This window comes from Alteripontixanthobacter muriae (assembly GCF_013336795.1).
GTDB classification, from domain to species: domain Bacteria; phylum Pseudomonadota; class Alphaproteobacteria; order Sphingomonadales; family Sphingomonadaceae; genus Pseudopontixanthobacter; species Pseudopontixanthobacter muriae.
Window position 1 is genome coordinate 122,590 of record NZ_JAAFZT010000015.1, and the last position, 20,418, is coordinate 143,007.

Annotated in this window: 20 protein-coding genes and 1 pseudogene; 7 read left to right on the forward strand and 14 right to left on the reverse strand. The window is 62.7% G+C overall.

The window, feature by feature from the left end; translation table 11 throughout:
* Positions 1–52: 52 nt before the first annotated feature.
* Positions 53–658, reverse strand: coding sequence for an SOS response-associated peptidase (locus tag G7A66_RS05105; RefSeq protein WP_174294615.1), 606 nt, complete (start codon positions 656–658; stop codon positions 53–55).
* Positions 658–1,560 (reverse strand): 4-hydroxybenzoate octaprenyltransferase, encoded by a 903-nt coding sequence (ubiA, locus tag G7A66_RS05110; RefSeq protein WP_174294616.1) that lies wholly within the window; start codon positions 1,558–1,560, stop codon positions 658–660. The genes G7A66_RS05105 and ubiA overlap by 1 nt, the downstream gene beginning before the upstream one ends.
* Positions 1,561–1,622: 62 nt before the next feature.
* Here ubiA and G7A66_RS05115 point away from each other — a divergent pair, with 62 nt between their 5' ends.
* Both G7A66_RS05115 and G7A66_RS05120 read left to right on the forward strand, forming a co-directional pair.
* Positions 1,623–2,384, forward strand: coding sequence for a 16S rRNA (uracil(1498)-N(3))-methyltransferase (locus G7A66_RS05115; protein WP_174294617.1), 762 nt, complete (start codon positions 1,623–1,625; stop codon positions 2,382–2,384).
* A 39-nt stretch (positions 2,385–2,423) separates the two neighbouring features.
* Positions 2,424–3,794 carry a glutamate--cysteine ligase gene (locus G7A66_RS05120; RefSeq protein WP_174294618.1) on the forward strand — a complete coding sequence of 457 codons (1,371 nt, stop codon included), beginning with the start codon at positions 2,424–2,426 and terminating at the stop codon, positions 3,792–3,794.
* 87 nt (positions 3,795–3,881) lie between these two features.
* Here the strand turns inward: G7A66_RS05120 and G7A66_RS14130 are convergent.
* From G7A66_RS14130 to G7A66_RS05140, 5 genes and pseudogenes are all read right to left on the reverse strand, one after another.
* A pseudogene (locus tag G7A66_RS14130) lies at positions 3,882–5,171 on the reverse strand (methyltransferase family protein); the annotation flags it as partial.
* A gap of 72 nt (positions 5,172–5,243) precedes the next feature.
* Positions 5,244–6,596: an outer membrane protein assembly factor BamB family protein gene (locus G7A66_RS05125; protein ID WP_174294619.1), complete on the reverse strand. Its 1,353-nt coding sequence runs from the start codon at positions 6,594–6,596 to the stop codon at positions 5,244–5,246.
* 23 nt (positions 6,597–6,619) lie between these two features.
* Complete coding sequence (locus G7A66_RS05130; RefSeq protein ID WP_174294620.1) at positions 6,620–7,417, reverse strand: tetratricopeptide repeat protein; 798 nt, start codon at positions 7,415–7,417, stop codon at positions 6,620–6,622.
* 166 nt (positions 7,418–7,583) lie between these two features.
* Positions 7,584–8,837, reverse strand: a complete 1,254-nt coding sequence (locus G7A66_RS05135) for a glycosyltransferase family 4 protein (protein WP_232366653.1) — start codon at positions 8,835–8,837, stop codon at positions 7,584–7,586.
* Positions 8,834–9,700: an alpha/beta fold hydrolase gene (locus tag G7A66_RS05140; RefSeq protein ID WP_174294621.1), complete on the reverse strand. Its 867-nt coding sequence runs from the start codon at positions 9,698–9,700 to the stop codon at positions 8,834–8,836. The genes G7A66_RS05135 and G7A66_RS05140 overlap by 4 nt, the downstream gene beginning before the upstream one ends.
* A gap of 96 nt (positions 9,701–9,796) precedes the next feature.
* Here G7A66_RS05140 and G7A66_RS05145 point away from each other — a divergent pair, with 96 nt between their 5' ends.
* Together G7A66_RS05145 and astD are read left to right on the forward strand one after the other, a co-directional pair.
* Positions 9,797–11,173 (forward strand): protein adenylyltransferase SelO family protein, encoded by a 1,377-nt coding sequence (locus G7A66_RS05145; protein WP_174294622.1) that lies wholly within the window; start codon positions 9,797–9,799, stop codon positions 11,171–11,173.
* A gap of 134 nt (positions 11,174–11,307) precedes the next feature.
* On the forward strand, positions 11,308–12,735 hold the full coding sequence (gene astD, locus G7A66_RS05150) for a succinylglutamate-semialdehyde dehydrogenase (RefSeq protein ID WP_408609240.1): 1,428 nt from the start codon (positions 11,308–11,310) through the stop codon (positions 12,733–12,735).
* A 32-nt stretch (positions 12,736–12,767) separates the two neighbouring features.
* On the opposite strand, the gene G7A66_RS05155 is transcribed toward astD, so the two are convergent.
* On the reverse strand, positions 12,768–13,445 hold the full coding sequence (locus G7A66_RS05155) for a hypothetical protein (protein WP_174294623.1): 678 nt from the start codon (positions 13,443–13,445) through the stop codon (positions 12,768–12,770).
* A 288-nt stretch (positions 13,446–13,733) separates the two neighbouring features.
* The gene (locus G7A66_RS05160) at positions 13,734–14,204 is read right to left on the reverse strand and encodes a glycine zipper 2TM domain-containing protein (RefSeq protein WP_232366654.1); all 471 of its coding nucleotides are present in this window, start codon (positions 14,202–14,204) and stop codon (positions 13,734–13,736) included.
* A 208-nt stretch (positions 14,205–14,412) separates the two neighbouring features.
* Between G7A66_RS05160 and rarD the strand changes: the two genes are divergently transcribed.
* Positions 14,413–15,333 (forward strand): EamA family transporter RarD, encoded by a 921-nt coding sequence (gene rarD, locus G7A66_RS05165; protein WP_174294624.1) that lies wholly within the window; start codon positions 14,413–14,415, stop codon positions 15,331–15,333.
* Between the two features lie 3 nt (positions 15,334–15,336).
* On the opposite strand, the gene pyrC is transcribed toward rarD, so the two are convergent.
* The gene (gene pyrC, locus G7A66_RS05170; RefSeq protein WP_174294625.1) at positions 15,337–16,380 is read right to left on the reverse strand and encodes a dihydroorotase; all 1,044 of its coding nucleotides are present in this window, start codon (positions 16,378–16,380) and stop codon (positions 15,337–15,339) included.
* 83 nt (positions 16,381–16,463) lie between these two features.
* Here pyrC and ygfZ point away from each other — a divergent pair, with 83 nt between their 5' ends.
* Entirely contained in the window at positions 16,464–17,204 is a 741-nt protein-coding gene (gene ygfZ, locus G7A66_RS05175; protein WP_174294626.1) for a CAF17-like 4Fe-4S cluster assembly/insertion protein YgfZ, read from the forward strand.
* Between the two features lie 11 nt (positions 17,205–17,215).
* On the opposite strand, the gene G7A66_RS05180 is transcribed toward ygfZ, so the two are convergent.
* Positions 17,216–17,824 (reverse strand): TetR/AcrR family transcriptional regulator, encoded by a 609-nt coding sequence (locus tag G7A66_RS05180; protein ID WP_174294627.1) that lies wholly within the window; start codon positions 17,822–17,824, stop codon positions 17,216–17,218.
* A 135-nt stretch (positions 17,825–17,959) separates the two neighbouring features.
* Between G7A66_RS05180 and G7A66_RS05185 the strand changes: the two genes are divergently transcribed.
* Positions 17,960–18,850 carry a metal-dependent hydrolase gene (locus G7A66_RS05185; RefSeq protein WP_174294628.1) on the forward strand — a complete coding sequence of 297 codons (891 nt, stop codon included), beginning with the start codon at positions 17,960–17,962 and terminating at the stop codon, positions 18,848–18,850.
* Between the two features lie 31 nt (positions 18,851–18,881).
* Here G7A66_RS05185 and G7A66_RS05190 read toward each other — a convergent pair whose 3' ends face one another.
* From G7A66_RS05190 to rplU, 3 genes are all read right to left on the reverse strand, one after another.
* Positions 18,882–19,412 (reverse strand): GNAT family N-acetyltransferase, encoded by a 531-nt coding sequence (locus G7A66_RS05190; RefSeq protein ID WP_232366655.1) that lies wholly within the window; start codon positions 19,410–19,412, stop codon positions 18,882–18,884.
* A gap of 205 nt (positions 19,413–19,617) precedes the next feature.
* Positions 19,618–19,887: a 50S ribosomal protein L27 gene (rpmA, locus tag G7A66_RS05195; RefSeq protein ID WP_174294630.1), complete on the reverse strand. Its 270-nt coding sequence runs from the start codon at positions 19,885–19,887 to the stop codon at positions 19,618–19,620.
* Positions 19,888–19,900: 13 nt separating this feature from the next.
* Positions 19,901–20,251: a 50S ribosomal protein L21 gene (gene rplU, locus G7A66_RS05200; protein WP_174294631.1), complete on the reverse strand. Its 351-nt coding sequence runs from the start codon at positions 20,249–20,251 to the stop codon at positions 19,901–19,903.
* Between the last annotated feature and the right edge of the window lie 167 nt (positions 20,252–20,418).

Genomic DNA, 20,418 nt, shown 5'->3' on the forward strand with positions numbered 1-20,418 from the left:
GAGGCGAGAGGTATGCAACTCAGCGGTTGCCGGTCAATCTGCTGCGAGCCTTTTATCCACCGCCAGCCCACGGCTCGGACGTACGCTCCAGATCAAGCGGCCCTGCCCATGGGCGGCAGAGCGCGAACGCATCTTCGGGCGGAGCATCGGTCCAAACAGGCCGATCCTCCTCAGCAATGAGAACCGGCATCCGATCATGAACATCGGCATATTGCTGTGCGCAACCCGTCATCACCATGGAATAGACGTCGCCCCATCCAGCGCTTCTGCGCCAGATTCCCGCCGCGGTGAACAAGTCGTCACCTGGCAGGGAGAACCAGCTCCGCGTCTTGGCACCTTTCTCCCCTTCAGCCTCGGCCCAGCCGTTCAGCACGATCAGGCAGCGGCGCTCCACGAAGCTAGACCGCCAGAAGGCACCGTCCAGCTTGTCGGAGCGGGCGTTGTTGACGGGCTTCGGCTTCAGCGGCTGACCCCGTGCCCCCTTCGCCTGCAGCGGAAAACCCCAGACCATGCTGCGCAAGGTTCCGCCAGCGATGACCAGTCCAGGGTAGCCGGGGTAGATCTCGGCCGCGAGATTGGCCGCTACGGCCGCATTCTTCACGTCGAACCATTTTGCCACTTCATCGCTGTTCTTCGTCATGCGGTAGAGATTGCACATCAGGCATTCCCGACCACGAAGCATGCTGCGGCCATCAGCGCGCCGGCAAAGCGATTCGACCGGAATCGCTGAAGCGGATTGTGCGGATCCCCGGCATCGAGTGTGACCACCTGCCACGCGAGGTGAAGCGCGACCGGCAGGAGAGCCAGGATGGCAAAGAAATCCTGCCGCAAAAGCCAGAAGCCAAGCGCCCATAGCCCGGCGGCGCCAGCGTAAAACAGCGCGACTCCCGTTCTGACCTTGCGCCCCAGTCGCAAGGCGCTGGACCGGATGCCGACCAGCGCGTCGTCTTCCCGGTCCTGCAATGCATAGATGGTGTCATAGCCGATTACCCAAAGCACCGCGCCGGCATAGATCGGCAGCACGATATCCAACCTCATGTCGAGCAGTGCCATCCAGCCGACGAGCATCCCCCAGGTAAAGACCAGCCCAAGCCAGGCCTGCGGCCACCAGGTAATGCGCTTCATGAAGGGATAGGCCGCGACCAGCACCAGACTGCCAAGGGCAACCAGCTGCGCCTCCCAGCGTAGTTGCAGCAGAACGACAAGGCCGATCAGGCACAGCACCAGCAGCCAGGACCAGGCCGCGCGCTTGCCGACGCGTCCACTCGCAATCGGGCGGCTGGCGGTGCGGGCGACCTGCGCGTCCAGTTTTGCATCGACGATATCGTTATAGACGCAACCCGCACCCCGCATGGTGATCGCCCCCAGCAGCAACCATGCCAGCAGTTCCAGTTGCAACCCCGCGCCTGTCAGCCAGACCCCCCACGCGCAGGGCCAGAACAGCAGCCACCAGCCAATCGGGCGATCAAACCGCGCAAGCATGGCGAGATCGCGCAGTGGCTGGGGCAGGCGCGCCACCAGGCCGCGATGTTCGCTGTCGGGAACGACCTGATCGGTCATGGGCAGGGTTCGTCTCGCTTCATACCTTGCGTCGTAACCGTCTGCGCGGGTATCGCAAGACGATGCCTGCCAAACCCGCCTGGCCCCCGCGAAGCGCGCCGCGCCTGTTCGTCTCATCTGCCCTGTCGCAAGGGGCCGAGATCGCATTGTCCGGCAATCAGGCGCACTATCTCTCCCGTGTCATGCGCGCGGCTGCCGGCGATGCTGTCATTCTGTGCGACGATGTAACCGGCGAATGGGCGAGCGCCGTAATGGCGGCAACCAAGCGTGAGGTGGTTCTGCGATGCGAGCGCCTGCTGCGATCTCGTGAAGCCATGCCGGACTTTCGCCTCTATGCGGCACTGCTGAAGAAGCCTGCGTTCGATCTCGTGCTCGAGAAAGCGACGGAGATCGGTGTTGCGGAAATTCGCCCCATGCTCACCCGCCGCTGCGTTGCTGACCGTCTCAACCTGGATCGCGCGACGACGATCGTGACCGAAGCCGCCGAACAATGCGCGCGCACGGCCCTGCCCCGGATTGCCGAGCCTGTGACGCTCGACGCTATCCTGCGCGAATGGCCCGAAGACCGGCTGCTCTATTTCGCCGACGAACAGGGCGGAGAACCCGCTGCTGCCTGCTTCGCCGCTGGTGCCAGGGAAGGGCCGAAGCCCGCCGCCTTGCTGATCGGCCCTGAAGGCGGCTTCGACGATGCGGAACGCGCGGCAATCCGCGCCGTGCCGCAGGCGCGGGCCATAACCCTCGGCCCGCGTATCCTGCGCGGCGAAACGGCCGCCATAGCGGCGATGGCCGTCTGGATGGCCGTGGCAGGCGACTGGAGCAATTAGCGCTTCCCTCGCACCCCCGGCACGATTAACGCCGCGCGCATGAGCACGCGCGAAACCTCTACTGCCGACGATCCGGTCATCGAAACCAGGGACCAACTGGTCGCGCCGATGCAGAAGGGCGAGAAGGCGCCTGCCGACTGGCGCATCGGTACCGAGCATGAAAAACTTGTATTCAACCGCGCCGACCACCACTCGCCCAGCTATGACGAACCCGGCGGCATTCGCGACATGCTGCTCTCGCTGCAGGAATTCGGCTGGCGACCGGTCGAGGAAGGCGGCAAGATCATTGCGCTGACAGGAGAGGACGGCGCGGTCAGCCTCGAACCGGCAGGTCAGCTCGAACTGTCGGGCGCGCCGCTGGAAAATCTGCATGAGACCTGCGCGGAAACGGGCCGGCATCTTGAACAGGTGAAGGCCATTGGCGAGCGCTGCGATCTCGGTTTTCTCGGCCTCGGCATGTGGCCCGACAAGACCCGCGCCGAACTGCCGATGATGCCCAAAGGCCGTTACGACATCATGAAACGGCACATGCCGCGCGTGGGCACGCTCGGCCTCGACATGATGCTGCGAACCTGCACGATTCAGGTCAATCTGGATTATGCATCCGAAGCGGACATGGTGAAGAAGTTCCGCGTCGGCCTAGCCCTGCAACCGCTTGCCACGGCGCTGTTCGCCAATTCGCCTTTCACCGAAGGGCGCCCCAACGGCTATCTCTCCTATCGCAGTCACATCTGGTCGGACACGGACCCGCACCGCACGGGCATGCTGCCTTTCGTGTTCGAGGACGGCTTCGGCTATGAACGCTGGGTCGATTACATGCTCGACGTGCCGATGTATTTCGTATTCCGCGACGGCAATTATATCGATGCGGCAGGCCATTCCTTCCGCGACTTCCTCGATGGAAAACTCGCCGTCCTGCCGGGTGAAAAGCCCCGCCAGAGCGACTGGTGGGACCACCTGTCCACCGCCTTCCCCGAAGTGCGCCTGAAAAGTTTTCTCGAAATGCGCGGGGCCGATGGTGGGCCTTGGAGCAGGATCTGCGCCCTGCCCGCCTTCTGGGTTGGTCTGCTCTATGATCCTGCCGCTCTGGATGCTGCCTGGAACCTGGTGAAGGACTGGACGATGGCAGAGCGCGAGGATCTTCGGAACGCCGTGCCGCGGCTCGCGCTCGATGCAGAAATACCGGGCGGACGAAAGCTGCGGGATCTTGGCCGCGACGTGCTCGCCATTGCGCGGCAGGGGCTGACCGCCCGTGCACGATTCAACGCGAGCGGTGACAACGAGACCGGCTTCCTCGAAACGCTGGACGAGATCGTGGCCAGCGGAAAAGTACCGGCGCAGCAGTTGCTCGACAAGTTTCACGGCGAGTGGAACGGCGACATAAGCCGCGTTTACAAATACAGCTTCTGACCATTTCGCAGGGTGCTGCATTCGGCTCTGCGGGTTCTCGCGCGTCGCTGAGGCCTCGGCCCTGTTCTCGGGAAGCCATCGCCCGAATTGGCCGGCGATGCTGCCGAGAAGCCTCGTGATCGGAGCATGTTGCGCCGCCCAGGCGTGATATTCGCGATATTTCGGGTCTTCCGCCAGCAGATGTGCCTCTTCCGTTCGCGCGCGCCAGTAATAGATGCCGCTCACGCAGGCGAGGAACACGCTATTGCGAACGGCATCGACTGTAGACCCGCTGCTGACGAGGAAAGGTAGCACCGTCAGCCACCAGAACAGGTTCTTTGAAACATAGGCCGGGTGCCGCGTCAGGCGATAGGGGCCATTGGTCAGCACGCCGCGATAGGTCAGGTTGGAAAAGCGAATGCCGAACGCCACCGTCGCCCAGGCATAAAGCGCCGTAAGCGCAACGAGAACCGCGCCCCACACATATAGCAGAGCGGTGTTCCCCTCCAGCCAATATGCCCAGCCGGGCGTGTCGACCTCGTAGGCCAACATCCCGTTCGCCCCCATGAAGGCGAACACGAATGGCGGATAACATATGAGCGCGGCGATCCAGCCGCCGAGAAAGGGATTGCCGCTACGAATGTGCGAATCCAGCGGTCGCAGGGTCAGAAGATAGCCGACGGTGCCGATCTGCACGTCTATCACGAACAGCAATTCGAACAGCAGGACCGACAACGCCACAGGGTTCGACGCCAATCCTGAAAGGTCCGCATTCACCACTGCCGCGAAACCGGCGGGCAGTATGGACAGCATGAAGGCTCCAAAGAACCCCTTGATGATCCAGGCGCGCCAGTGCCGCAGAATCATGGAGCGGTCCGCATCCGCTCCGCCCATCACCGCGCGGCCGAAATGCCAGGCGCCGTCTCGCGGCTGCGCCATCGCCCTGTCGACCCACAAGACATAAGGAACCGACAGTGGAACAATGAACACCGCTGCTGCCGCAAGCACATCCATCGCGAACAGATATTGCCCCGACCAGTACCAACGCGCGAGGCAGTAGAAGCAGGCGATGATTGCCCATGTTACCCAAAGGCCGAATATCTTGGTGAGGGACACAGACAGTCCGGCACCCCAGGGGCGCCTTGCCTGCCAATCCATACCGGTCGATGGGCGACGATGCACCTTATCGATCAACACCGACCACAAGATCATGGGCACGGCGGAGAAGAACAGTGCCGCCAGTGCCGCATGCGGCCCCGCCATCCGCATCCGAGGACCGGCCAGCGCCAGTGCATCGGCAATTTCGGGATAGTTGCGGCAGAAGGCGATCCACGCCAGCAGACCGCACAAGCCTGCAACACCCACGCCCGCCGAAACATCGCTCGGCGGGCGCTGCAGGGTGGATGGCGCACTTCTTTTCACGCCCTGCGCCTTAGCCGTAAAGGGTTAAGCGCATGGTAAGCGTAGCCTTCAGCGAAACGCGCTGATCGTGCCGCTGTCGTCCAGAATATACAGCGTCTGATTGGCGACGATCGGCGCGAGCGATACCGGCGCATCGAGTTCCCTGAACAGGCTTGCCGCTCCTTCACCCGAACTGACGCGGTAGACCTGCCCTTCGCTATTGGCGACCCACAACTGTCCACCCGCCAGAACCGGACCGGTCCAGAAGATCTGGCCCTTGCGGTCCTCTTCATCGCGATAACGCGGCAATTGCGTCATCCAGCGCACCTTGCCGGTGGAACGGGCGATGGCAAGCAGGCGCGCATCGTCGGTCAGCGTGAAGATCCATTCGCCCGCCACCGCAGGAGTCGAGATACCTGCGACGTTCAGTTCCCAGATTCGCTGCCCGGTCACCAGTTCATAGGCTGCCATCCGACCGCCCTGGCCCAGCGCATAGACTCGTCCGTCCAGAATGATCGGGTCCGCATCGATGTCCGTCAGAGATCCGACCTGAGTCGAAATGGAAGTGCGCGCAAGGGCGTCCGCCCAGAGAACCCGCCCATTTTCGTAACGATAGGCGGCGAGTTCACCCGAGCTGTAGCCAGCGATGACAGTCCCCTGCCCCGCTGCTGGTGCAGCTACACCGAACACACCGGCTTGCGTTCCCGCACCCGATTCCTGCCACTGCTCCTCGCCGGTCGCAGCGTCGAGCGCGTAGATCTGATTGTCCTGCGTCATCACATAGACCGAACCGAAGGAAATCGTCGGCGCACCGCGCAGCGGTCCCGCCGGTTTGACCTTCCAGACCTCTTCGCCGGTGCTGGCGTTCAGCGCGACAACTTGACCCACACCGTTGGTGGCATAGACACGCCCGTCGGCATAGCTGGCACCGCCTCCGAAAGCGGACGCCTCAAGATTGCTGGCAACGGCCATGTTGTATGTCCAGACAGGCGCGCCGCTTGCGGCGTCAAACGCCCGGACCACGCCGCTGGTGTCGACGACATAGAGCCTGCCGTTACCAACCACGGGCGCAGCGGCGAGACGTCGGCGGTTGGTGCTGCCTTCGACGCCTGTCTTCCATGCGATGGTCGGATCGTTCGCAAGCGCCAGATGGCCATAGGCCTTGCTGGCGGTGCCCCCGGCCTGCGCCCAGTCGGTATTCGCCTGTGCTGGCGGCAGAACCAAGGCAACACTGGCAAGTGCCGGATCGACCTGTGCGCCGCTCTCGATACGGGACAGGATCGGCGTGCGTTCGCCGACTGTCGGCGTGGTCGCCGGGCCGTCGCCACCGCCGAACAATCCGCCGGAACAGGCGGAAAGGCTGACGGAAGCACCGGCCAGAAGAGCGAAACGCGAAAAATGCTTGGAAAATGTCGTTTTCATTATCGATCCTGTATCGCAGGCCTTCACTGAGCCGCTTGGGGAGCCTGTTGAGCGGCCGCTGCCGCGCCTGCGCCCTGCTGTTCCAGCAGCGCCTCGACATCGACGATCGCATCCACGCCAAGCTGGCCAGCAATCTGCCGGGCGCGTGAGCGCAGCGAATCCGGCACATCCTCAGCCTTGGCGATTTCGGCAAACAGATTGCCTGCACGCTGCGTGTTGCCAGCCTCCAGATGCGCCATGGCGACCAGTTCGGCGGCACTGCCGAAGAACGGGTTACCCGGCACGGCCAGGCTTTCAAGGCGTTCGATGACCTGCTGCGGCGGCAGGCTGTCGAAACGGGTTGCCACTTCGCGGATGGTCGCAAGATTGCGGAGCGCCGCGGGCGCTTCCGCGTCAGCGCCGACAGCGGCGAAAAGTTGCGCCGCATCCCCCGCCCTGCCCTGCTCCAGGGCAATACCGGCCTGAAGCATCCGGGCGGCACTCTGCGGACCGGCGGCATCGCCGCTCGCCAGCGGATCCAGCAATTCGGCACCTGTGTCGAGATTGCCAGCCTCGACCTGATCGAGCGCGCCGATCAATGCTTCGGAACGCTGCTCCATCGCGGCTTCCTGGCGGTTCTGCCAGTAGAGCCAGCCGGCGAATGCGGCCAGTGCCAGCACCAGCAGGATGATCAGCGGAATACCGAAACGCTGGGCGAATTGGGAATATTGGTCCTGCCGCACGGCATCGTCCACCTCGCGCAGCATCATGTCGTCCTGTGCGGCCTTTTGCCGTCCGGCGCGATCTGCGGGAGTGAGGGAGTTATTCGGTCTAAGGGCCACGCGCGGTCTGTTCCGTCTGTTTAGGATGAATTGCGGGTCTTTAAGGTCCGGCGGCGCTTATCGCAATGCCATGCAGCGAAAGCGGCAGGGATGTCCCCTGACGCGTGAAACGCTGCGATGGAGCCGGGGCGCTGAATAGGCGATGAAGCATCCCACCGCCTCGCCTTCAGGACCAGTCTTCGCGGCCCATGGCGGAACCGTAGAGGCGGCGATAGGCAGCGATCATCTTCGCCGCATCATATTCGCTCGCTGCCAATTCGCGATTTGCTTCGCCAATGCTGCTGCGTAGTTTCGCATCGGCAGCAAGCTTCGCCAGAGAGACAGCAAGGCCCTCCTCGTCGCCTGCAGGCGCAATGAACGCTAAATTTGCTTCGGCTACCATGTGAGGAAGGTCGCCGACGGCAGGGGCAGCGACGGGCAGGCCTGCGGCCATCGCTTCCACGACAGAGATCGGGAACTGTTCGCTGTCGGAAGAGAGGGCGTAAATGTCGAACAGGCCGATGTAGCGGGCAGGCTCGGCGACGAAGCCTGGCATATGCAGCCGGTGGCCCACATTCAGTCGATCCGCTTGCTCTGCAATCGCCTCGCGCTCATCCCCCTCGCCCACGACGACAAGCTGCCATTCCTCAGGCAACGCGGCAAAGGCGCGGACGAGGCGCGGCAGGTTCTTGATGGCTCGCAAACCGGCCAGCGTCCCCACCCATTTCTCATCGGGGCGCTTGATCACCCCGCGCAGCGCATCGTGCCGCGGAACCTTGCGAAAGGCGGAAACATCGATGCCGTTGGGTATGCGTTTGACCCGGCCCATCGGCTGGTCCCAGACCTCGAGCGCGATTTCCTCGAGAACCTCTGACGGAACAACGAGGCCCGACGATCGTGCCAGGGCGATCTTCCGATAAAGGTTTCGCAGCCTCTTGGGTTTGCGAAGCTCATCTTCGTTGAACCCGTCTTCATGGTGGATGAGCGGCGGCAGGCCGAATGCCTCGCTGAACAGCGTATGCGCCATCACCGCGTCCATCGCGCCCCAATTATAGGTGAGCACCAGATCGTAGCCCGCCATCGCGCGGGCAAGCTTCTGCAATCGTCCGGGGGTGGGTCTGCCCTTCAGCGCGGGAAAATCATCCGGCATCCGGACGGTGACGCGCGGTGAAATCTGCCCGGCGGCTTCCCGCCTCTCGGGCACGCCGGAGACAATGGTGTGCGCTGCACTCGCGCCGAAAGCGTTGATAAGCTGCACACTGCGCAACTCCTTGCCGCCGGCCGCGAAGGTCGAATGCAGATGCAGGATGCGCGGAACGGCGGCGGATGCTGAAGCAGTGCGCTTCGATCCGTTCGCCTTTGTCGTGGTCCCACCAGCACCGCTCTTGCGGGCCTTGCCATGAACCGATTTGCGCGCGTTACCCGTGGCCTTCCGCATCATGAAATGCGCGCGAGCAGCCGGTCGATGGCGGCACGGGCCACCGGCTCGTCAAGCTGAGGGGCATGGCCGACATCGGGAACCACCACCGCTTCGGCATCGGGATTGCGCTCCACCATTCTGGCGAGCGTGCGGTCGGCGAAGAGGTCGGACAGGGCACCGCGCAGGATCAGCAGCGGCCGCCCTGCCAGAGCCTCATAGGCAGGCCACAGATCGGGCGGCGCGGCACCTTCGTCTGCAGCGAAAGGTTCTGCAATCGCCATGTCGTAATCATAGCTGATGCGTCCGTTCTGGCCGAGAACCATGATGCGCTTCGCCATGTCCAGCCATTCATGCGTCGAATGGTTGGGAAATGCGGAACCGTGCGCTTCCTCTAGCGCGCGGGCGGCATGCATCCAGGTGGCGTAGGTGCGGCCCTGCCCGACATATTCGCGGATGCGGGCGAGGCCCGCTTCCTCCAGTTCAGGGCCGATATCGTTCAGAACCGCGCCCGCTATGCGGCCCGCGTTCTCTGCCGCCATCATCATCGTCATCAAACCGCCGAGCGATGTGCCGATGGAGACGAAGCGATCGATCCCGAGTTCATCCAGCAAGGCCGTCACATCCTCGACATAGGTGGCCGGGCCATAGCTGTGCGAAAGATCGGCATAGGCGCTCTGCCCCCGCCCCCGCATTTCCGGGACGATCACCCGCCATTCGGGAGCCAGGTGCTCTGCAAGGTCGGCGAAATCGCGGGCGTTTCGCGTAAGCCCGTGCAGGCAAAGGACAGGCGGCCTGCCGTCCGCCGCTTCGCTCCCGTAATCGCGATAATGCAGTTCGAGCCCGTCGGCGCTGGTCCAGTACCGGTCGGCAAAGATGTTCGTCATGATCGCAATTCGTTTCCGCAGTCCGGCCCGCCTGAGGGCCACAGGAACAGGACGCACCGGCTTGCCATGCTGCCGGCGCATGCCCATTATCGCGTGATGCGAACCGAACCGCAACCCGCCCCCTATCGCCCTGCCCCTGAAATCCTTGGCCTGGCGGACTGGCTGGGCGACCCGGTCGAACCGGCCCGCTTCCCGAAGCACATCGTGCGTTTCCGAAACGACCGCTGGGCCGATGCGGTCGGGCTTGGCGGAATGGACGATGCAGGATGGGCGAAGCATTTCGCCGGGTTCGAGCCGCTGGACGACAATCTGCAGAAGCCTCTGGCGCTGAAATATCACGGGCACCAGTTCCGCACATATAATCCGGAACTGGGTGACGGACGCGGTTTTCTCTACGCGCAGCTCCGCGACGCAGCAGGCAGGCTGCTGGACCTCGGCACCAAGGGATCGGGCCGCACGCCCTATAGCCGCACGGCAGACGGTCGCCTGACGCTGAAAGGTGCCGTGCGCGAAATCTTGGCGACGGAGATGCTCGAAGCGCTGGGTGTCGATACCAGCAAGACCTTCTCGGTCGTCGAAACGGGCGAGGAACTGCATCGCGGAGACGAACCCTCGCCCACCCGCTCAGCCGTAATGGTGCGGTTGTCGCACGGCCATATCAGAATCGGCACCTTCCAGCGGTTGGCCGCGCTGCAGGAGGCGGAGCACATGGAGGCGCTGATCGCCTATTGCCTCGAACAGTTCCCCGGCTCTCAGCCGCCGGACGATGCGCCGGGGCGCGGCGATCCCGCAATAGTGCTGATGCACCAGGTGGTGGAACGCTGTGCCGATCTTGCGGCCGCATGGATGGTCGCTGGCTTCGTTCACGGCGTGCTCAATACCGACAATATCAACATCTCGGGCGAGAGCTTCGACTACGGGCCGTGGCGTTTTGCCCCGCAGTGGGATCCGGGCTTCACCGCCGCCTATTTCGATCACCAGTCACTCTATGCCTTCGGCCGCCAGCCCGAAGCGATGCACTGGAACTGCGGGCAATTGGCCGTCGCCCTGCGTCTCCTTACGGAAGCCCCGCCCCTGATCGCGGCACTCGACCGCTTCGTTCCCCTGTTCGAAGCAGCGATGCAGCGGCGCTGGTGCTGGAGGCTGGGTGTTCGTTCTGCCGGTGCCGAGGCGGACATGCATCTGCTGGAACAGAGCGTCGCGGAGATGCGCGCCGAGCAGATCTCGCCCGATGCTTTCTTCTTTCGCCATCGCGGCGGGCGCGATGCGGAAGGCGCCTTGGCGGAGGCGCTTGTTGACCATCAGACTCTGCCCGGTGCGAGCGACGGGAGTTTCTGGCAAGGAGAGCCGCCGTCGCTGCATATCGAGGAAGTCGAGGCGCTCTGGGCGCCGATCGCAGAGCGAGACGACTGGCAGCCACTCTTTCAGAAGATCAACGCCATCAGGGCCCTGGGCGCTGTACTACGGTCGTAAAGAGAAAACGGCCAACCTTGAACGCGAGTGGATTATATCTGTAATGCACCCATATGTCGTGCCATGGTGCCGGTCCGGTTCATCACGCTTTACCTCGCATGAGCGGTACGTGTGATGTTTGACGAATTTGAAGATTGAGGGTCATTTTGACTGCTAACGAGATCATTTCTTACGAACCTGCGACCGGCAAGGAATTGTGGCGCAGAGCGGCAGGCAATGTCGACGAAACGGTGGATCGGGCGCGGCGGGCATGGCCCGCCTGGGCAGCTCAGCCGCTGGCGACCCGTATCGAATTGATGCGCCGTTTCGCCAACGAGGTTCGAAAGGCGAACGATGCCTTCGCCGAACTGATCTCGCGCGAAACGGGAAAGCCCTTGTGGGAATCGCGCACCGAGGTCGAGGCGGTAGTCGCCAAGGTCGAAATCTCGATTACCTCTTACGCCGAACGCACCGGGCAGAAGAAGCTGGACAGCGCGCTCGGCGGATCGGCGGCGGTTCGGCACAAGCCGCATGGCGTGATGGCGGTACTCGGCCCCTATAACTTCCCTGCCCATCTGCCGAACGGACACATCGTGCCCGCCCTGATCGCAGGCAACGCGGTCATTTTCAAGCCGAGCGAGAAGACACCGGCGGTGGGCGAGTTCCTGCTCGGCTGCTTTCACCGCGCCGGCGTTCCTGCCGCCGCCGTGCAATTGCTCACGGGCGGGCCGCAGGAAGGCAAGGATCTGGTCGCGCACCGTGACATCGACGGTGTACTGTTCACCGGATCGGCGCAGGCAGGTATCGCGATCAACAAGAAGCTCGCGACCAATCCCGGCAAGATCGTAGCGCTGGAAATGGGCGGCAACAACGCCATTCTGGTGCTGGACACTCCCAAGATCCAGGATGCCGCCGTCACCATCATCCAGTCGGCTTTCACCACCGCAGGACAGCGCTGCACCGCCGCCCGGCGATTGATCGTCAAGGCGAGCATGTACGATGCTCTCATCGAAGAGGTGAAGCGGCTGGCGGATCGGATCATCTTCGGCGAGCCCTTTGCCGATCCTGCCCCTTTCATGGGCCCGGTGATCGACAATCAGGCAGCCGATCAGCTGACCGAAAGCTTCCTCTACCTGCTTTCGAACGGCGGCAAGGCCATCAAGCACATGAAGCGACCCAACGATGATCTGCCGTTCGTATCTCCGGCCATCATCGATACGACCAAGCTGGAGGACCGCCCCGACGTCGAACTGTTCGGGCCGCTTCTTCAGGTGATCAAGGTCGACAGTTTCGATGAAGGCATCGCCGAGGCGAACAACACGCGCTTCGGTCTTTCGGCCTCGCTGATCGGCGGCACGCCGCAGGATTACAACCGATTCTGGGCAGGCATCCGCGCCGGGATCGTCAACTGGAATCGCCCGACGAACGGCGCGTCGTCGAAGCAGCCTTTCGGAGGCGTGGGACTGTCGGGCAATCACCGGCCAGCAGCGTTCTACGCCGCCGACTACTGCGCCTATCCCGTGGCCAGCACCGAAATGGACCAGCCGCGCGCCAGCATCGGCGTGGGATTTCGCGACGGCTGATCGGGAGTGAAATCAGCTAGCCGCCCACACGATCAGCTGCCGCTGGTGACGAGATCGACCTCGGTCGTGCCTTCCCCGGCCGGACGGGCATAAACCACATAGGAAGCGGCACCCTTGTTTCCGCTAAGGATCGAATCGCCGTCCTGCCGGATCTGTTCCGCGCCATAGCCATTCGCCCGGGCCCGACTCGCGTAGAATGCCAGCACGTCGTCGATCGAGACCGGTGTCAGGAAGCTGACGACGCGGAGCGAGCAGGCGCCCTCGTCTGTGCCAGCAGCCTCCTGCGTCGCGCCGCGAGGATAGACCGGAAATGCGGCGGGGAGCCGGGCCGCCCAGGCCGAAGAATAGGCCACCTTCTCGGCGCAATTGGCACCGCCGGGTTTGACGGCGCTACGCGCCGCCGCCGTCAGCGCGGAATCCTCCGGAATGCGGGCTCCGTATTCCTGTGCCGGAGGCGCTGGGCTAAGCCGGTCCGCACCGCCGACCAGCGCTGCGGCTTCCTGCCGTGCCGCCGCAATCTGCTGCGGCGCGCGCTGTTCTGCGGACAATGCTAGAGAAGATGAATTCCCGCCCACCACTTCGGGGTCCACCATCACGGCACTGTCATCCATCTCCCCGGCGTCCGGATCATCCTCGTTGCCGCACCCCGCCAGCATGGCCATGGGAATTACCAGGCCCAGGCCGTAACGAAAACGCCTGCTTTCGCGCATGCTATGTGTGGCGACTTCATTTCGGGCCATCGGTAATCTCCGCAACTGGGTATTCGGTTCGGCTGACTTGCACGAACAACTTCGCAGAGTCCCCAGCACGAGCGGCGAATTTGCGCCCTGTCCCGAAAGGGATCGAAAACAGCGCTCTCCTTACCTGCACATTAGCAGGCTTGCCGCTACCGGGATCAAGAACGGCCCCCGCTTGTGACGGGAGCCGTTCTTCACGGCCTGGTGGGTGCCGTGCCTGGCCGCCGGCGATGGCAGCCGAAGTGCAAACTTCAGGTCAGATTAGCGGCAGCGAGAGTCGCTGCGGTCGATTTCGCGGCCCAGCAGCGCACCGCCTGCGGCACCGAGGATCGCGCCTAGCGTCCGGTCACCGCGTCCGGCGACCTCTCGTCCGGCCAGAGCTCCGACTGCGCCGCCGATCAGAAGGCCCGTCGTGCCGTTTTCCTTCTGGCAGTAGTAGCGTCCGTCATTACCTGCCCAAACGCGGGTATTGCGGCGCACGGGTTCGCCATAGCGATCATACTGCGAATAGTTGCTGCGGCGGTAATCGTCATAGCGATCGCGGCGGTCCTGCTTGTAATGACCGCGCTTGCGACCGTGTTCAAAGGTCAGGTCGCCATAGGCAGCGGTCTGGGCAGCAGGCGCTGCATGCGAGGGAACGGCGGCCTGCGCGGGCGTGGTCATGGCAAGCGCGGGCAGGGCGCCGGTCATGGCGATGGCGAGAGCGGTTTTCTTGATGGAGGAGAGGGTCATCGGATCGATCCTTTATTCTGGCGTTTGCTGACGAGGGTGAGTGACGCCCCTGTTCGACCCGTTCAGTAATAGTGCGCCTTTCCTGAACGATCAGCAACGCCTGCAGAATTTCTCGATTTTGCGACGAGTTGAATTCCGGAAAGCGACAGGTCGCATTCCGCAGCTTTGTGGTTGCCCCAGGTTCATCCTGAGCCTAGGCGCAGCGACGATGGATACGCCCGAGACCACGCCGCAACCTTCCGGCCTCGGGGCAGCCCTGGGTGCCTATGTCATCTGGGGCTTCCTGCCGCTTTACCTGATCCTGGTGCGATCGGTTCCGGCGGTCGAATTCGTCGGCTGGCGTATCATCTTCACCCTGCCGATCTGCCTGATCATCGTCGCTTTCCGCCGGCAGGCAGCCGACGTGCTGCGTGCCTTGCGGAACAGGCGCGTCATGCTCACGCTGACGGCCAGTGCTCTGCTCGTCGGTTTGAACTGGCTCGTCTATGTCTGGGCCATTCAGAAGAACTACGTCTATGCCGCCAGCCTGGGCTATTACATCAATCCACTGGTGAATGTTCTGCTCGGTACCATCCTGCTCAAGGAGAAGCTGTCGCGGGCGCAGTGGGTTGCAGTGGCGCTGGCGGCTTCGGGGGTCGCGCTGCTTCTGGGCGGCGCGCTTACAACCCTGTGGATCAGCCTGACACTTGCGCTGAGTTTCGGCACCTATGGATTGCTGCGGAAACAGGTGGATGTCGGGTCCCTCCCCGGCCTCACGATCGAATCTGCTATTCTCCTGCTACCTGCCGCTGGCATTGCCTGGTGGTTCGCCGCCAGCGCGCAAGGGACCGCCATCGACGATTCGCTGTCGCTGACCGTGCTGATCGCCGCAGGCGGAGCGCTCACCGCATTTCCGCTGCTGCTTTTCGCCATAGCGGCGCGGCGGATGAGTTATTCGACCCTCGGCTTCATCCAGTTTCTTGCGCCCACCATCGTATTCATACTCGGGCTGACGGTGTTCGAAGAGGAGTTGAAGCTGGTGCAACTGGCGTGCTTCATCCTGATCTGGACCGCCGCCGCGATCTTCATCTGGGATCTGTGGTCCCGCCGCGAAAGAGCGGCCAGACCAGCGAATGCGGTCAGCCGGTAGGCATCAACCCACCATGCGCCAGCCGATAGTCTGGCCAGCATGATACGGGACAATCTCACCACCTGCGATCGCCATAACCTCCGGCACCTGCACTTCGGCTCGCTCCAGCGTGACCGTGCCTTCGTTCAACGGCAGGCCGTAGAACCGCGGTCCGTGTTCGGAAGCGAAGGCCTCCAGCCGGTCGAGCGCATTTTCCTCGTCGAATACGGTGGCGTAGCTTTCCAGCGCATGCGGTGCGTTGAAGATCCCGGCACAACCGCAGGAGGACTCCTTGGCCCCGCGCGGATGCGGCGCACTGTCGGTGCCGAGGAAGTATTTGGGCGATCCCGAAACCGCAGCCTTGCGAAGCGCGAGGCGGTGCTCCTCACGTTTGGCGACGGGCAGACAGTAGAAATGCGGCCGCAACCCACCTGCAAGGAATGCGTTGCGATTGATTTGCAGATGCTGCGGCGTGATCGTCGCCGCGATGTTGGAACTGGACGATGCCACGAATTGTGCAGCTTCTCTGGTGGTGATGTGTTCGAATACGACTTTCAGACCCGGCAGGTCGCGCACCAGCTTCGTCATGATCCGGTCGATGAACACGGCCTCCCGGTCGAAAATGTCGACATTGTGGTCGGTCACCTCGCCATGCACCAGCAGCGGCATGCCGATCTGCTGCATGCACTCGAGCACCGGCATGATGTTGGCGATAGCTGTCACGCCATGCGCGGAATTGGTGGTAGCATTGGCTGGATATAGCTTGGCTGCGGTAAAGACGCCTGCTGCAAAGCCGCGCGCAACCTCGGCAGGATCGCTGTCATCCGTGAGATAGCAGGTCATCAGCGGCCGAAATGTACTCGCTTCCGGCAAAGCCGCGAGGATGCTGTCGCGATAGGATTCCGCTGCCGCAACATCTGTCACCGGCGGCGAAAGATTGGGCATGACTATCGCGCGGGCGAATTGCCGCGCCGTGTAACCCAGCACGCCTCGCATCATCGCCCCGTCGCGAAGGTGCACGTGCCAATCGTCCGGGCGGCGAATGGTGATGGTCTGCTGCTGGTTCATGGCCCTCGCCTTACCGTCGCTCCTCACGATGCGCCAGACCTGCGGCGACTTGAAACGCATCCGGGGAAGCCCAAGTTCAACACATGACATCCGGCAGACTGTTCGACCGCGCGATTATTCGCATCACCCCTCAAGACAGCGAAGAAGATGCCGCTGCGTTTCTGCAAGGGCTGGTCACGAACGATGTCGCGGGCAACCTGCCGGTATGGACCGGTTTGCTGTCAGCGCAGGGAAAGACGCTGTTCGACTTCTTCGTCTGGCAGGGCGGCGATGATTCGCTTCTGATCGATTGCGAGGAAGCTGCCGCCGACGATCTGGCGAAGCGGCTGACGCTTTACCGCCTTCGCCGCAAGCTGACCATCGAGCGTGACGACTCGCTGGGTGTATTCTGGTCGGCCAAGCCGGACGACAGAGCCATACCGGACCCTCGGCTGCCGGAACTCGGCTTTCGCTGGGTCGCTGAACTGGCTGGCGAGGACAACGATGTTTCCGAACCGTACAGGCAGCATCGCCTGTCCTGCGGCGTGGCGGAAGGGCAAGCAGAGATCGGCGACATTCTCTGGCTCGAGGCTAACGCCGCTGAACTGAACGGCGTCAGCTTTTCCAAGGGATGCTACATCGGGCAGGAAAACACCGCCCGCATGAACTGGCGGCAGAAGGTCAATCGCCGCATCATCGTGGTGCCTCTGTCCTCGTCGGACGAGAAAAGGCAGAAGCTGGCGTACCCTTCTCTGGATCTGGCAGTAGACCATCTGCGGGTGGATGCGATCCCGCCGCAGGTCGTGCCTGACTGGCTGCAACCGGAAGAGCCAGCCAGCAACTGAACCAGCATGCTTCAGCCCGGCGCTTGCAGGCCAAGAACGTCGGGCATAGCTTCCGTTAGCAGCCGTTCCGCCCGGTCCCGCGCGGCACCCACAGGCAGACCAAGGGAATTGGCCAGCGCCTTTCCCATCAAGGCATCGCCGAGCGCCAGTAGTACAAGCGTGAGCGTCTGTTCATGCACGGTCGCTGCGCCTTCCGGCGGGATGGCATCGTCGGATGCCAGTTCGTCGACCAGCGTGTGAATGGTTTCCACGATCGGATCGAGCGCATCCTCGTTGCCGGTCAGGATCATCCAGCTGGCGAGAGCGCCCGCGCCTTCGCGGTCGAATGCATCGAAGGTCAGGTCGACGACTTCTCTCGGACTGCCGAAGCCGGCGCGGCTCGCTTCCACCGCTTCGCGAATGGTCACGCACACGGTTTGCGCCAGATGCTGGGCCAGTGCCTTCTGCAATCCCGACGCAGAGCCGAAATGATGGAGGAGATTGGCGTGCGTGCGCCCGACCCTGCCGGAAACAGCCTTCAAGGTAACGGACTGCGGCCCGGTCTCGATCAGCAGACCGCGAGCCGCCTCGAGCGCTGCAGTGCGGGATTCTTCGGGGGAGAGGCGCTTTCGCGTCGCCATGTGCTTCCTTGCGTCGCAGATTTTCGGGGAGGTCTCTGCGCTTTACTCCAACGCGATGATTTTGCAACGACCCTTATTGACACTGATGTAAGTAAGGCTTAGTTTTTACGCGACAACCAAGCTTCTGGAAAGATCATGAACGCACCTGCCACATTCGCGCCCTTGCCGACGGACGGTCACCGGAAATCTCCGACTCCGGACGATCTCGAACTCAACATCCGTGACCGCCGCTTTTCGCGAAAAGGCGAGACGGGCCGCTGGTGGCTCAATGGCGATCCCGTTGCGACAGCCTGGTTCAACGCGCTTTCAGCGACTTTTCCCCGGGGCGAAGCCTTCTTTATTGAATCCGTGAAAGCGAACCGCGATGGCGCCCCGCCCCGCCTCGCGGCGGAAATCCGGGCATTCGTGAAGCAGGAAATCAATCACACCCGCGAACATATCGTCTTCAACAAGCAGGCGGAGCGTTCCGGCTATGACATCGCCTTCATCGACCGCCGGGTTGAGGAGATGCTGGCCCTGACCAAGGGCCGCCCGGCTTACGTCAACCTTGCCGCGACGATGGCGCTGGAACATTTCACCGCGATGCTGGGCCATGAATTGCTGGCCGATCCTGTTCATCTGCAGGGCGCCGAAGGTGAGCTGGGCGACCTCTGGCGCTGGCATTCGGCGGAAGAAGTCGAGCACAAGGGCGTTGCCTACGACACATGGCTGCATGCGACCCGCGACTGGAGCCGTTTCCGTCGTTGGCGAGTGAAGAGCCTGCTGATGCTGATCGTGACGCAGCGCTTCGTAATCCATCGTATCCAGGACATGATCAGGCTGCTGGAGCAGGACGGATTGACCGGCTGGAAGTGGAAGGCGAAGATCATCGCCTATCTGTTCTGGAAACCGGGCTTCATGCGCCGGATCGTGCCGCAATGGTGCGCCTATTTCATGCCGCGCTTCCATCCCTGGAACCACGACGACCGCGCGCTGATCAAGCAGTACGAAGGCGAATTCCAGGACGCCCTGCTGCCGGCGGAGTGACAGTTAAGGCAGGGTAGCGTTCGCCGGCCGATCAGGCAGCGCGCGCTACCCTGCCGGTCGCCAGGTTCATTTCGTACAGGGTTGCCGATTGCTGCCCCGACAGCGCACCTCCTGGTGAGGCGATCGCGCCGGTCGCCTCAAAGCCGAGCTTGGCGAGCAAACCCCCCGATGCCGCATCGTCGTGGTAGTGAAGAAAAGCGACGGAGGAATGGCCGAGCATCTTGGCCATGTTCAACATCGCACCCGCCGCTTCGGTAGCATGGCCTTTGCGGCGGTGGTCCTTGCCTATCCAGCACCCCATTCGCGTGCGTCCACATTCGTCCTGGCGGAGTGCGATGCCGCCGATCACCTTCTGCCCATGAGGGCCGGGATGCACGATAACGAGCGCAGGATGCATGGCATCCACTTCGTCGCCCGCAAAGGCGATCGCATCAGCCCGCCGATGCGGCCATGACGACACGGCGCTTTCGAGAGGTTGCGTGATGCCAACTGCATTTAGCAAAGCTTCTTTGTCTTCCGGCCAGGCGGGTCGCAGAAAAAGGTTTCGGCTGCGATGGAACATCGTCGAATTCTCCTATGTTCATCAACGCAGATGCCGCCATTTGGTGACATTACTGCGGCACTGAAATGGAAAAATCCGACGATCTGACTAGATAAAACGATAAGAGGGAAACAGGATGCGCCACAAAGGCGGTCCCGTTTCCCTCATCAGCCGAAGGATGCCTTCGGCGAAGGGCCGCCGCTAACGGCAACCGGATATCCAAAGCTTACTCGGCTGCCTGCGCCGCTGCGTCCACGGACACGTATTTGCGGCCCAGCTTGCCAGAATGGAAGCGGACACGACCTTCGATCAGCGCGAACAGCGTGTGATCGCGGCCCATGCCGACGTTGGAGCCGGGATAATATTTCGTGCCGCGCTGGCGAACGATGATGTTGCCACCGATCACTTCTTCGCTGCCGAACTTCTTCACGCCGAGGCGCCGGCCGGCCGAGTCGCGACCATTGCGGGATGAACCGCCTGCTTTCTTATGTGCCATTGCGCTCTACCTCTTACTTCTCGTCTGCCGCCTTGGCGGGGGATGCTTTCTTGGCTGCAGGCTTGTCACCACCAACGGCAGTGATTCGCAGCAGGGTCATCTGCTGGCGATGGCCGGCCTTGCGGCGATAATTATGGCGGCGGCGCTTCTTGAACACCGTCACCTTGTCGCTCTTCGCCTGCGCGATGATCTCGGCAGAAACGGTCACCTTCGACGCGTCCTGCATGCTGTCGCCTTCGCCGGCCAGCAGGACATCGCCCAGCGTGACCGTATCACCGGCATAACCGGTGAGCTTTTCGACTGCGATCTTGTCTCCGGCGGCAACCCGATATTGCTTGCCGCCCGTGCGCACTACTGCGAACATGGTGCCATTACCCTTAATCAAATGCTGTGCCGCCCCGCCTGCGTTCCAGTGACGAAACGGCGCGCCGGACCGCCCGCGATTGCGGACATCCGGAAAGATGGCTGCCGTTAAGGGAGATTATGGCCCAAGTCAACGCTTGCCCGCTGCAAAAACGCTGCTGTCGCACA